9 protein-coding genes and 1 pseudogene are annotated in these 11,760 nt (G+C 67.6%); 2 read left to right on the top strand and 8 right to left on the bottom strand.

Annotated features, from left to right (window positions below; translation table 11 throughout):
- The first annotated feature begins 110 nt into the window (after window positions 1-110).
- On the top strand, window positions 111-1,541 hold the full coding sequence (locus tag KU887_RS19245) for an amidase (protein WP_258257239.1): 1,431 nt from the start codon (window positions 111-113) through the stop codon (window positions 1,539-1,541).
- A 310-nt stretch (window positions 1,542-1,851) separates the two neighbouring features.
- On the opposite strand, the pseudogene KU887_RS19240 reads toward KU887_RS19245, so the two are convergent.
- A pseudogene (locus KU887_RS19240) lies at window positions 1,852-2,340 on the bottom strand (helix-turn-helix domain-containing protein); the annotation flags it as partial.
- Window positions 2,341-2,636: 296 nt separating this feature from the next.
- Here KU887_RS19240 and KU887_RS19235 point away from each other — a divergent pair.
- Window positions 2,637-3,341: a glycosyltransferase family 25 protein gene (locus KU887_RS19235; protein ID WP_229699537.1), complete on the top strand. Its 705-nt coding sequence runs from the start codon at window positions 2,637-2,639 to the stop codon at window positions 3,339-3,341.
- A 198-nt stretch (window positions 3,342-3,539) separates the two neighbouring features.
- On the opposite strand, the gene KU887_RS19230 is transcribed toward KU887_RS19235, so the two are convergent.
- The 7 genes from KU887_RS19230 to KU887_RS19200 form a co-directional block, all read right to left on the bottom strand.
- The gene (locus tag KU887_RS19230) at window positions 3,540-4,985 is read right to left on the bottom strand and encodes an NAD-dependent succinate-semialdehyde dehydrogenase (RefSeq protein WP_006482793.1); all 1,446 of its coding nucleotides are present in this window, start codon (window positions 4,983-4,985) and stop codon (window positions 3,540-3,542) included.
- A 153-nt stretch (window positions 4,986-5,138) separates the two neighbouring features.
- On the bottom strand, window positions 5,139-6,443 hold the full coding sequence (locus KU887_RS19225; RefSeq protein WP_059723488.1) for a cytochrome c: 1,305 nt from the start codon (window positions 6,441-6,443) through the stop codon (window positions 5,139-5,141).
- Between the two features lie 15 nt (window positions 6,444-6,458).
- Entirely contained in the window at window positions 6,459-8,678 is a 2,220-nt protein-coding gene (locus KU887_RS19220) for a xanthine dehydrogenase family protein molybdopterin-binding subunit (protein ID WP_258257225.1), read from the bottom strand.
- A gap of 1 nt (window position 8,679) precedes the next feature.
- Window positions 8,680-9,135, bottom strand: a complete 456-nt coding sequence (locus tag KU887_RS19215; protein WP_060266106.1) for a (2Fe-2S)-binding protein — start codon at window positions 9,133-9,135, stop codon at window positions 8,680-8,682.
- Window positions 9,136-9,285: 150 nt separating this feature from the next.
- Entirely contained in the window at window positions 9,286-9,585 is a 300-nt protein-coding gene (locus tag KU887_RS19210) for a putative quinol monooxygenase (protein ID WP_176045418.1), read from the bottom strand.
- A 93-nt stretch (window positions 9,586-9,678) separates the two neighbouring features.
- On the bottom strand, window positions 9,679-10,737 hold the full coding sequence (locus KU887_RS19205) for an NADP-dependent oxidoreductase (RefSeq protein WP_060212429.1): 1,059 nt from the start codon (window positions 10,735-10,737) through the stop codon (window positions 9,679-9,681).
- Window positions 10,738-10,971: 234 nt separating this feature from the next.
- Window positions 10,972-11,592 carry a TetR/AcrR family transcriptional regulator gene (locus KU887_RS19200; RefSeq protein WP_006482787.1) on the bottom strand — a complete coding sequence of 207 codons (621 nt, stop codon included), beginning with the start codon at window positions 11,590-11,592 and terminating at the stop codon, window positions 10,972-10,974.
- Between the last annotated feature and the right edge of the window lie 168 nt (window positions 11,593-11,760).

Here is an 11,760-nt window from a genome sequence, read left to right as displayed (position 1 = left end):
TTCATCTGAACGATTTCGGATGGTTTTTTCGCGGGCTTCAATGAAGTCACTTCACCGCAGTCCCGCCCATCACGACATCCGTCACCCCCGACGAACGCAGGAGAACGCCCATGAATATCGAGGAATACGTACGTTACGACGCGACCGGCCTGGCCGCCGAGATCCGCGCCGGCCATGTCAGCGCCGACGAAGCGATGCAGGCGGCGAAAGCCGCCGCCGCGCGCGTCAACCCGGAAATCAACGCGATCATCGAAACCTTCGAGCAGCCGCTCGAGTATGCGGCGGACGGGCCGTTCGCCGGCGTGCCGTTCCTCATCAAGGATCTCGTGCTGCATGCGGGTGGCGTCGCGAACGACGGCGGCTCGCGGCTGCTGGCCGGGCGCTATGTGCCGCCTGCCGACAGCGAGCTGATGGCGCGTTTCAAGCGCGCGGGCTTTGCGACCTTCGGCCGGACGACGACGCCCGAACTCGGCTTCAACGCGACGACGGAATCGCTGCTGCACGGGCCGACCCGCAACCCGTGGAACCCCGCGTACAGCGCCGGTGGATCGAGCGGCGGCTCGGCGGCGGCGGTGGCCGCGGGCATCGTGCCGGCCGCGCACGCAAACGACGGCGGCGGGTCGATCCGCGTGCCGGCGGCCGCCTGCGGGCTCGTGGGGCTGAAGCCGTCGCGCGGCCGTACGCCGGTCGGCCCGGACTACAACCTGCCGTTGTTCGGTCTCGGCATCGAGTTCGCCGTGACGCGCACGGTGCGCGACAGCGCGGCAATGCTCGATGCGGTCGAAGGCCCGGAGACCGGTGCGATGTTCGATATCGCGCGGCCGCACGAACGCTATGCCGACGCGATCCGCACGCCCGCACGCCGGCTGCGTGTGGCACTGGCGACGCGCATGCCCGGCGCCGGCGTCACGCATCCGGATTGCGTCGCCGCGGCCGAGCAGGTGGCACGCACGCTCGAACAGCTCGGCCACGACGTCGACGTGGCCGTACCTGCGTACGACGCCGAAGCGCTTGCGTCGGCGAGCTGCACCGCGTGGACGGCGTTCCTTGCGTCGGCCGCGCTGGGCGCCGCCGATGCGCTCGGGCGGTCGTACGATCCGCGCGAAGTGGAAGCGTGCACGCATGCATGCATCGAGCACGGGCGCCAGCTGTCGGGGCTCGACCTGCAACGCATGCTGATGCAGTTCAATGTGCTGTCGCGCGACGTCGGCGGGTTTTTCGGCGGCTATGACGTGCTGGTCACGCCGGTCACCCGGATGCCGACGGTCGAACTCGGCCATCTCGACCAGAACGATGCGACGCTCGACGCGCGCGGCTGGTGCGACAAGCTGTTCGACTACTGTCCGTTCACGGGGCTTTTCAACATCACCGGCACGCCGGCGATTTCGCTGCCGGCCGGCTGGTCGGGCGACCGCCCCGTCGGCGTGCAGCTCGCCGGGCCGATGGGCAGCGAAGCGGTGTTGCTGCAGGTCGCGGCCACGCTGGAGCAGACGCTCGGATGGCATACGCGGCGGCCGCGCGTGCATGCAGCCGGCGGTTGATGGCCGGCGGTCGACGCGGCCGCGTGCGATGTCGCGATCGGGGGCTCGGCAGTAGCGCGCGGATGGCGAGTCGTTGTCGCAGTTGACGGGGGGCTTGTCGCGACATGTCGACGATGTGGGCGGATGTCCGAGGCTGGGGTTGTCGCATGAACACCCGGAACGGAGTCCACCAGGATCGGACGCAATTCCACCGGCGGCGTCACGGAGCACGGCAGAATAGGGTAGAGGGGCGCATGCCGGCCGTTGTCGGCAGCGCGCCGATTCGTCAGAACTCGTCAAGTCTTCACGGCGCTCCCTATGCCCGACATCTTGCCGGCGCCCGTTCCTCGAACCATCGATGATCGCAGCCGTCGATCTGGATCAATTCGCCGAGGCAGGCCCGGCGCGCTCGCGGCTGGTAGATCTTCGGCGGTCGTTGCCGACGCGGAATCCACAAGCCAGCGTCTGTCATCAGCTTCCTGACGGTCTCCTTGGCCAGCTGAATGCCGTGGCATTCCCAGAGCTTCTCGCAGGCCAGCGTCGGCCCAAAATCGGCGTAGCGCTCACGAATAACGGTCAGGGCACGTAACGCCAGCCCATCGTCGAGCTTGCGGTTGCCCGGTCGGCCACGGCGGCCCGAAGCTACGCCGCCGGGCCCGCGCTCGCGATAACGGAGCACCAGCCGTTCCACCTGGCGCACGCTCAGGCCCAGCCGTTCGGCTGCACGGCCTGGCTTCAAACCCGTGTCCACCACAGCCTGGATCACCTTGAGTCGATCAAGCTCTCGCATCGTCAGTGTCACCAATCCGGCTGGCTGCATGGTCGGCTCCCGCGCTTGCTCAACGAGCCGTCCAGCATGCCAGCAGTCAAAAACACGACATCTGTAAATAGCCAGAACACGACATTAGGATATGGTCGCTACAACACAAATTGTCGATAATTCACGTTATGTAAAATAGAGTCGCTAGCGAAAACCGGTAAGGAAGTTCGGGCGTTGTAACGCGTGTGATATCTTCCGACCAAACGCTTTCAATTATTACGGGGTTATTTCGCATGACACGGGGTCTGTCATACGTCTGCATTTCACTCGCGCGCGCACACGATCGCCGCGCAGGAATGGTCGAGGAATTCGCGAAACAAAATATCAATGCGCGCTTCTTCGACGCCTTCGAACTCAAAGGCTGCGGCCACGGTATCCCCGGGTACGACACCGGCGCCCGCCTTCGCCGTTACGGCTGGCTGCTGTCACCGGGCGAACTCGGTTGCTATCTCAGTCATCGCGCTGTCTGGCGACAACTTGTGGAGTCGGGGAGCAACGCGTGCTGCATCATGGAGGACGACGTGGCGTTACTGGATGGCTTCAAATCCGCGACCGAAGAACTGTACGCCACGCGCGAGCACTGGGACATGGTGCGATTGATGTGGCTCAACAGGCGCGAGCAAACCGAATACGCACACCTGTCGAGCGGTACAAAGCTGATGTGGATGGAAAGCCCGGTCGGTTTGCAGTGCTACATGATCACGCGCGAAGCAGCCGAAGCCATGCTCGATTACACGTCCAGGATTTTGCACGCCATCGATATCGCGTTCGATCGCAATTGGGAACACGAGCAGCGGATGTTTGTCACTGAGCCGCAATTCGTCCAGGACACCGGCGCGCCGACCACGATCCTCGATCGCTCAGACGCCCGCACGCTCGTACAACGGCTGAAAGCCAAATATCACCGGAAGGTCGATCGTATAGCGGCACGCGCGTACGCCAAGAAGCACCGTCCGTCGAGTCCGATAACGCTTGACGAGCGAAAAACGATTGACGCTTGAGACCTGCGATTGAAAGCGACGGCACCCGGCGCGTCGGCGCGCCGTCGCCAGTCCGGGCGATCATCGAGCCGGCCCCGCCCACGCTGGACCGGCATCGAGGCGCCGACCGTCGCCCATGAACGGCGACCAACTGGCATCGAGACATCCGCAAAGCGGGCGCGCCGCACGCATCGCGGCGCGCCCACACTCAACCGACCGTCAGACGGCCATCACCGTCACCGACTTCGTGACGAGATACGGCTCCAGCGCTTCCGGCCCGCCTTCCGACCCGTAGCCGGAATCCTTCACGCCGCCGAACGGCATTTCCGGCCACGGCGTCGCCGGCTGGTTGATCCACAGCATCCCGACTTCGAGGCGCTGCGTCAGCAGATGCACGTTCGCGAACGAACGCGTGAACGCGTAGCCGGCCAGGCCGAACGGCAGACGGTTCGCCTCGGCGATCGCCTCCTCCAGCTTGTCGAAACCGCGAATCGCCGCAACGGGGCCGAACGGCTCGTTGTTGAACACGTCCGCTTCGAGCGGCACGTTCGCGATCACGGTCGGCGCGAAGAAATTGCCTTCCGCGCCGATTCGCTCGCCGCCGGTTTCGATGCTCGCGCCGACCTTGCGCGCGTTGTCGACGACCGACGCCATCGCGGTCAGGCGCCGCGGGTTCGCGAGCGCGCCGAGCGTCGTGCCTTCCTCGAGGCCGTTGCCGACCTTCAGCCCTTCGGCGTGCTTGACCAGCGCGCGCGTGAATTCGTCGCGGATGCTGTTGTGCACGAGGAAGCGCGTCGGCGAAATGCACACCTGCCCTGCGTTGCGGAACTTCGCCCCGCCGGCGGCCTTCACCGCGAGCGCGACGTCCGCGTCCTCGGCGACGATCACCGGCGCATGGCCGCCCAGTTCCATCGTCGCGCGCTTCATGTGCTGGCCCGCGAGCGCGGCCAGTTGCTTGCCGACCGGCGTCGAACCCGTGAACGTGACCTTGCGGATCACCGGGTGCGGAATCAGGTACGACGAGATTTCAGCCGGATCGCCGTACACGAGGCCGATCACGCCCGCCGGCACGCCCGCATCGACGAACGCGCGCAGCAGCGCGGCCGGCGATGCCGGGGTTTCTTCCGGCGCCTTCACGAGGAACGAACAGCCGGTCGCGAGCGCGGCGCTCAGCTTGCGCACGACCTGGTTGACCGGGAAATTCCACGGCGTGAACGCCGCGACCGGGCCGACCGGCTCCTTCACGACCGTCTGCTGCGCGCCGAGGTTGCGCGGCGGCACGATCCGGCCGTACACGCGGCGGCCTTCGTCCGCGAACCATTCGATGATGTCGGCCGCCGACAGCACTTCGACGCGTGCTTCGGTGAGCGGCTTGCCCTGCTCCTGCGTCATCAGCTGTGCAATCGTGTCCGCGCGTTCGCGCACCAGCGCGGCCGCCTTGCGCATCGTCGCCGCGCGCTCGTGCGCGGGCACCTTGCGCCATGCCTCGAAGCCGCGCTGCGCGGCGGCGAGCGCGCGGTCGAGATCGGCGATGCCCGCGTGGGCCACCTTGCCGATCGGCTTGCCGGTCGCCGGGTTCACGACGTCGATCGTCTTGCCGCTCGCGGCGTCGACCCACTCGCCGTCGATCAGCAGTTGCGTATCCGTATAAGTCACGTTAGCCATCCAGACACCCCTACATTGCGTCGATAAAACGCGCGCTGCCGCGAACGGCCACGCGCCGGTTGACAGAAAAAGCCGAGCCGCCGGGGCAGGCACGCACCCGGCGGCATCGACGGCAGGCACGCCGGCCCGCCGTCGTTTTGCAGCGCACCGCGCTCAGCGCGCGGCCGCCGTCGCCTTGCGGAGTTTCGCGACGTCCGCCGCCTGCACGGCCGGCGCGCCGTTGTTCCAGCCGGCGCGCATGAACGTCAGCACGTCGGCGACCTGCTGGTCGTTCAACTGGTTCGAGAACGCCGGCATCGGATACGCGGACGGCACGCCACCGATCACGAGCGTGTCGCTGCCGTTCAACGTCACGTTGATCAGCGACGACGCATCGGCCTCGAGCACGTTCGGATTGCCGGCGAGCGGCGCGAGCAGCGGCGCATAACCGCGCCCGTCCGCCCCGTGGCAATGCAGGCAGTAAGCGTTATACACCTTCGCGCCCGGATCGGCTGCCGGCCGGCCCAGTGCGACCTGCGTCGCCTTCGGATCATAGCGGTACGGCGGCGCGCCCGTGCCGCCTGCCGCCGGCAGCGATTTCAGGTAGCGCGAGATCGCCGCCAGATCGTCGTCGGTCAGTTCCTGCGTGCTGTGGTTGATCACGCTCACCATCGAGCCGAACGCGGTCGCGTGCTGGTTCGCGCCGGTCTTCAGGAACTGCGCGACGTCGGCCTCGTTCCAGCGGCCGAGCCCGGTGTTGTGCTCGCCGGTCAGGTTCGACGCGAACCAGTTGTCGATCGACGCGCCCGACAGGAACGCCGCCCCGCTTTCGTCGAGCGCCTTCTCCTGGAAGCCGACACCGCGCGGCGTGTGGCACGACCCGCAGTGCCCGAGCCCCTGCACGAGATACGCGCCGCGGTTCCACATCGCGTCCTTGGCCGGCTTGTCCGCGTACGGCGTCGTGTCGAGGAACACCGCGTTCCACAACGCGAGCGGCCAGCGCATGTTGAGCGGCCACGGGATGTCGGACGGCCGGTTCGCCTGCTTCACCGGTTCGACGCCGTGCATGAAGTACGCATACAGCGCCTTCACGTCGTCGTCCTTCAGCTTCGCGTACGACGGATACGGCATCGCCGGATACAGGTTGTGACCGTCCTTCGCGACGCCCTTGCGCAACGCGCCGGCGAAATCCGCTTCGGTATAGCCGCCGATACCTGTCTCCGGGTCGGGCGTGATGTTGGTCGTGTAGATCGCGCCCATCGGCGTGACCATCTTCAGGCCGCCCGCGAACGGCGTGCCGCGCGGCGCGGTGTGGCACGCGACGCAGTCGCCGGCTTTCGCGAGATACGCGCCGCGCGCGACGAGCGCGCTGTCGGCGGGCGCCGGCTGCGCGGCATGCGCGGCCGTGCCGCCCACCAGTGCGGACAGCGCGAGCAACGACGCGCGGAGCGTGTTCAGGTTCAGGGTGAGATGTCGCATGGTCGTTCCCTCCCCTCAGACCGTTTTCAGCTGGTTGCCGACCGGCAGCTTGCGCAGCCGCGTGCCGGTGGCCGCGAAGATCGCGTTCGACAGCGCCGCCGCGGTCGCGGCCGTGCCCGGCTCGCCGATTCCGCCCGGCGCTTCGCCGCTCTTCACCAGATGGACTTCGATTGGCGGCACCTCGTTGATGCGCATCATCCGGTAGTCGGTGAAGTTGGTCTGCACGACGCGGCCGTCCTCGATCGTGATCTCGCCGTACAGCGCGCCCGTGATCCCGAAGATGATGCCGCCCTGCACCTGCGCCTCGATCGTGTTCGGATTGACGAACATCCCGCAATCGACCGCGCACACGGCGCGCTTGACCTGCACCTCGCCGCCGTCCACCGCGACGTCGATGACGATCGAGAAGAAGCTGCCGAACGCGTGCATCACCGAGACGCCGCGCCCTTGCCCCTTCGGCAGCGGCGCGCCCCAGCCGGCCGCCTTCGTCGCGACGTCGAGCACGTTGCGGGCGCGCGGCGTCTTGTCGAGCAACGCGCGGCGGTATTGCACCGGGTCGGTCTTGGTCTGCGCGGCCAGTTCGTCGATGAAGCTCTCGACGACGAACGTGCCGCGCGTCGGCCCGACGCCGCGCCAGAACGCGGTCGGCACGTGGCGCGGCTCCTGGCGCACGTAGTCGACGAGCTGGTTCGGCAGGTCGTACGGCAGTTCGGCCGCAACCTCGACCGCGTCGGGATCGACGCCGTCCTTGAACGCGGGCGGCGCGAAGCGCGCCATGATCGACGAGCCGACGATCCGGTGCTGCCACGCGACCGGCTTGCCGTTCGCGTCGAGGCCGGCGGAGATCTTGTCGTAGTAGCACGGCCGGTACATGTCGTGCTGCACGTCTTCCTCGCGCGTCCAGATCACCTTCACCGGCGCGTTGACCTGTTTGCCGACCTTCACGGCCTGGCCGACCATGTCGGTTTCGAGCCGTCGGCCGAACCCGCCGCCGAGCAGGTGGTTGTGCACGACGATCTTGTCCGGCGGCAGCCCGGTCAGTTGCTGCGCGGTGTCGCGTGCGCGGGTCGGCACCTGCGTGCCGACCCAGATCTCGCAGCCGTCGCCGTGCACGTGCACCGTGCAGTTCACGGGCTCCATCGTCGCGTGGGCGAGCAGCGGCTGTTCGTAGACGGCGTCGACGCGCGTCTTCGCGTTCGCGAACGCCTTGCCGACGTCACCCTCCTTGCGTGCGACCGCGCCCTTGCCGTTCGCCGCCGCCTGCGCGAGATCCGCGAACAGATCCTTCGTCGACACCTTCGCGCCCGCGCCTTCGTTCCACTTCACGACGAGCGCCGACGCACCGCGCTTCGCGGCCCACGTGTGATCGCCGACCACCGCGACCGCGTTGTCGACGCGCACGACCTGGCGCACGCCGGGGATCTTCCTCGCGGCCGTGTCGTCGACGCTCGCGACCGTGCCGCCGAACACCGGGCTGTTCACGATCACCGCATACAGCATGCCGGGCAGGCGCACGTCGAGCCCGAACTGCGCGGTGCCGTCGACTTTCTCCGGCGAATCGAGGCGCTTCGCGGGCGTGCCGATCAGCTTGAAATCCGCCGGCTGCTTCAGCGCGACGTCCTTCGGCACCGGCAGCTTCGCCGCGGCGTCGGCCAACTGGCCGTACGATGCGCGCCGGCCGCTCGGCGGATGCTGCACCTCGCCGTTCGCCGCGCGGCAAGTGGCCGGATCGACGTTCCATTGTTTCGCGGCGGCCGTGACCAGCAGCGTGCGCGCGGTGGCGCCCGCGCGGCGCATCGGTTCCCACGCGTAGCGCACCGACGTCGAGCCGCCGGTGAGCTGGCCGCCGAGCAACGGATCGAGGAACAGTTTCTCGTTCGGCGGCGCATGATCGAGCGTCACGCTCGACAGCGGCACTTCGAGTTCTTCCGCGATCAGCATCGGCAGCGCCGTGTAGACGCCCTGCCCCATCTCGACCTTCGGCATCACCAGCGTGACCTTGCCGGCGCGGTCGATCTGCACGAAGGCGTTCGGCGCGAACACGCCGGGCGCCGCGGGTTCGGCCGCGTCGCCGCCGATCACCGAACGGCGTGCATCGTCGCCCGCGGCCGGCAGGCTGAAGCCGAGCAGCAAGCCGCCGCCGGCCGCGGCACCGAGCGACATGCCGAGTTTCAGAAACCCGCGGCGCGACACGCCCGCGCCGGCCCGGCCTGCTTCGAGGAGTCCTCGCGACATGTCAGACCTCCTTCGCGGCTTGCTTGACCGCGGCGCGAATCCGGTTGTACGTGCCGCAGCGGCAGATGTTGCCGGCCATGGCCGCGTCGATGTCGGCGTCGCTCGGGTTCGGGTTCGATGCGATCAGCGCGGTAGCGGCCATCACCTGCCCCGACTGGCAGTAGCCGCACTGGACGACGTCGAGCTCGCGCCAGGCCTGCTGGACCTTGTGGCCGGCCGGTGTCGCGCCGACGGCTTCGATCGTCGTGATCTTGCGGCCCGCGACCGCGGCGACCGGCAGCACGCACGAACGCGCGGCGACACCGTCGAGATGCACGGTACACGCGCCGCATTGCGCGATCCCGCAGCCGAACTTGGTGCCGGTGAGGCCGACGACGTCGCGCAGCACCCAGAGCAAGGGCATGTCGTCGGGGGCGTCGACCGAGCGGTTTTCGCCGTTGATGTTGAGGGTGATCATTCAGCCTCCGGGGCCGTTGTATTGGGGAAGCGGCGCGAGCGAGGCGCGCTGCGCCGTGTGGTGGTCGTCATCGCCGTTGCGTCGTGCGCAACGGGTGCCGCGCGGTCCGGGTGCGGGCGGGCCGCGGCGGTGGTGTTGCGTGCTGCGTCGTTACTCGGCCACGTCGATGCCCGACAGCACCTTGATGACCGGCGGTGCGGTGAACCAGTCGGCCGACTTCGTGCGGAATTCGCCGAAATACGGGCTCGCGAGGTGTGCGTCGAATGCCGCCTGATCGTCGTAGATCTCGTACAGATGCAGGTTCGGCGAACCGTCCTGTTCGCGGAACAGGTCGTAGCGCCGGTTGCCCGGTTCGGTGCGCGTCTTGGCGACCATGCTGCGCAGCTCGGCCTCGGCGGTCTGCGCGTGTTCGGGTTTCAGGAACAGCGAAGCAATCACGTGAAGCGCCATTTTTTCACTCCTTTGCAAACGGAAACGAGCATGCCACAAGCCGGCGTCGAGCGACGCCAGCGTGCAACGGTGGTAGGTGGTCGAGCGGAGGGATCAGGCCAGCTCGTCCGGGCCGACACGCACGACGACCTTGCCGAAATTCTTGCCGGCGAGCAAGCCGATCAGCGCTTGCGGCGCGTCGGCGAGATCGGGGACGACGTCCTCGAGCGTCTTCACCTTGCCCTGCGCGACCCATTCGCTCATGTCCTTCAGGAACGGCGCATAGCCGGTCGCATAATGATCGAGGATGATGAAACCCTGCACGCGGATGCGCTTGCGCAGGATCGCCCCCATCAGCGCCGGCACCCGATCACGGCCGGTCGACAGCGCCTTGTCGTCGTAGGCCGCGTCGTTGTAATGCGCGATGATCCCGCAGACGGGCACGCGCGCATGGTCGTTCAGCAACGGCCACACCGCATCGAACACCGCGCCGCCAACGTTCTCGAAATAGACGTCGATGCCGTTCGGGCACGCGTCCTTCAGCTTCGCGGCAAACGCCGGATCGTGGTGGTCGACGCATGCGTCGAAGCCGAGCGTGCCGGTCACGTACGCGCACTTGTCGGCGCCGCCCGCGACGCCGACCACGCGGCAACCCTTCAGCTTCGCGATCTGGCCGACCACGGCGCCGACCGCGCCGCTCGCGGCCGCGACGACCACGGTTTCGCCGGCCTTCGGTTCGCCGATCTTCAGCAGCCCCGTGTACGCGGTGAAGCCCGGCATGCCGAGCACGCCGAGCGCGTACGACGGATGCGCGAAGTCGCGGCCGAGCGGGATCAGGTCGCGTCCGTCGGACAGCGCGTAGTCCTGCCAGCCGGCTCCGGCGACGACCAGATCGCCTTCGCGAAACGCCGGCAGGTTCGACGACACCACGCGGCTGACCGTGCCGCCGACCATCGGCTGGCCCAGTTCGGCCGGCGGCGCATACGACGGCGCGTCGCTCATCCGGCCGCGCATGTACGGGTCAAGCGACAACCAGACGGTGCGCAGCAGCACCTGACCGGGGCCGGGCACCGGCACGTCACTCGTTTCGGCGCGGAAGTTGTCCGGCGTCGGGGCGCCGACCGGGCGCGAATTCAGGATGATCTGGCGGTTTGCGGTCTTGCTTTGCGGCATGTGAGCCTCCGTCAACAGGAATGAACGTGCTTCGTGGGCACGATCGGATCAGGGATGGACCAGCAGGAAGTGCACGCCCGTGGCGGCATCGGCGGTCGGGCCGGTGCGCTCGCAGGCAGGCGGTGGGAACGATCGGGACAGCGTAACGCAGCGTGAAGCGTTCGTCATGAAGGATTGAGTAGACCAGTCGTCTAGAATCAGGGCAAAAACAAGGCGCGCTCAGGCGCGCCCGGATTACGACTGCGCTCCGTCGTGCGCGGCCGGCGGCAGGTTCAGCATGCGCCGCGTTTCGGCCATCGCCCTTTCGAGCGGTTTGCGGTTGCGGTGAATCTTTTCCAGCAGCGTCGCGCCCAGCCACAGCTCGTACAGGATCGCGGCCGTGTACGACGGATCGTCGACGCCGCTCAGCGACCCGTCGGCGAGCCCGCCTTCGATGCCGCCCGCGAGCCGCTCGATGATCTGGCTGGTGCCGCGCCGCAATACCGCGCGCATCGCTTCCGACAGATCCGACACTTCCGCGCCGAGCTTCACCGCGAGGCACTTGCCTTCCGGATCGTCCGCGCATTGCGTGTGCAGCCAGTTGCCCCAGTACGTCATCAGGCGCTCGGCGCCCGTGCCGGCCTGGTGCTTGAGCAGGTTGTCGAGATGCGCGAGATAGCCTTCGAAATACGATTCGAGCAGCGCTTCGCCGAATGCCTCTTTCGAGCCGAAGTAATGGTAGAACGAGCCCTTCGGGATGCCCGCCGCGGCGAGAATCTCGTTCAGACCGACCGCCGAAAACCCCTTGTGGAGCATGATCGGCTTCGCGATGTTCAGGATGTGCTGGCGGACTTCGGCGCCTGAAGATGCATTCATGATGGCGTATGGTAGCAACGATTAGACCGGTCGTCTAGTAACGTCGAACCGGCATGTTGAGCGGCACTTTACCCGATCCCCGTCGCGCACCCAATGCCTGGCCGGCGCTCCCCTCGCCCGCCCGGGCCGTCCGCGCGCGGCGCGTCACATCGGCGACTCGGTTTCGTC

This window comes from Burkholderia sp. EMB26 (assembly GCF_024730645.1).
GTDB lineage: Bacteria > Pseudomonadota > Gammaproteobacteria > Burkholderiales > Burkholderiaceae > Burkholderia > Burkholderia cenocepacia.
This window is presented reverse-complemented; position numbering and strand designations above follow the sequence as displayed.

Coding starts and splice junctions, on each gene's coding strand:
- KU887_RS19245 (WP_258257239.1), top strand. CDS start 111: ATGAATATCGAGGAATACGTACGTTACGACGCGACCGGCCTGGCCGCC.
- KU887_RS19235 (WP_229699537.1), top strand. CDS start 2,637: ATGGTCGAGGAATTCGCGAAACAAAATATCAATGCGCGCTTCTTCGAC.
- KU887_RS19230 (WP_006482793.1), bottom strand. CDS start 4,985: ATGGCTAACGTGACTTATACGGATACGCAACTGCTGATCGACGGCGAG.
- KU887_RS19225 (WP_059723488.1), bottom strand. CDS start 6,443: ATGCGACATCTCACCCTGAACCTGAACACGCTCCGCGCGTCGTTGCTC.
- KU887_RS19220 (WP_258257225.1), bottom strand. CDS start 8,678: ATGTCGCGAGGACTCCTCGAAGCAGGCCGGGCCGGCGCGGGCGTGTCG.
- KU887_RS19215 (WP_060266106.1), bottom strand. CDS start 9,135: ATGATCACCCTCAACATCAACGGCGAAAACCGCTCGGTCGACGCCCCC.
- KU887_RS19210 (WP_176045418.1), bottom strand. CDS start 9,585: ATGGCGCTTCACGTGATTGCTTCGCTGTTCCTGAAACCCGAACACGCG.
- KU887_RS19205 (WP_060212429.1), bottom strand. CDS start 10,737: ATGCCGCAAAGCAAGACCGCAAACCGCCAGATCATCCTGAATTCGCGC.
- KU887_RS19200 (WP_006482787.1), bottom strand. CDS start 11,592: ATGAATGCATCTTCAGGCGCCGAAGTCCGCCAGCACATCCTGAACATC.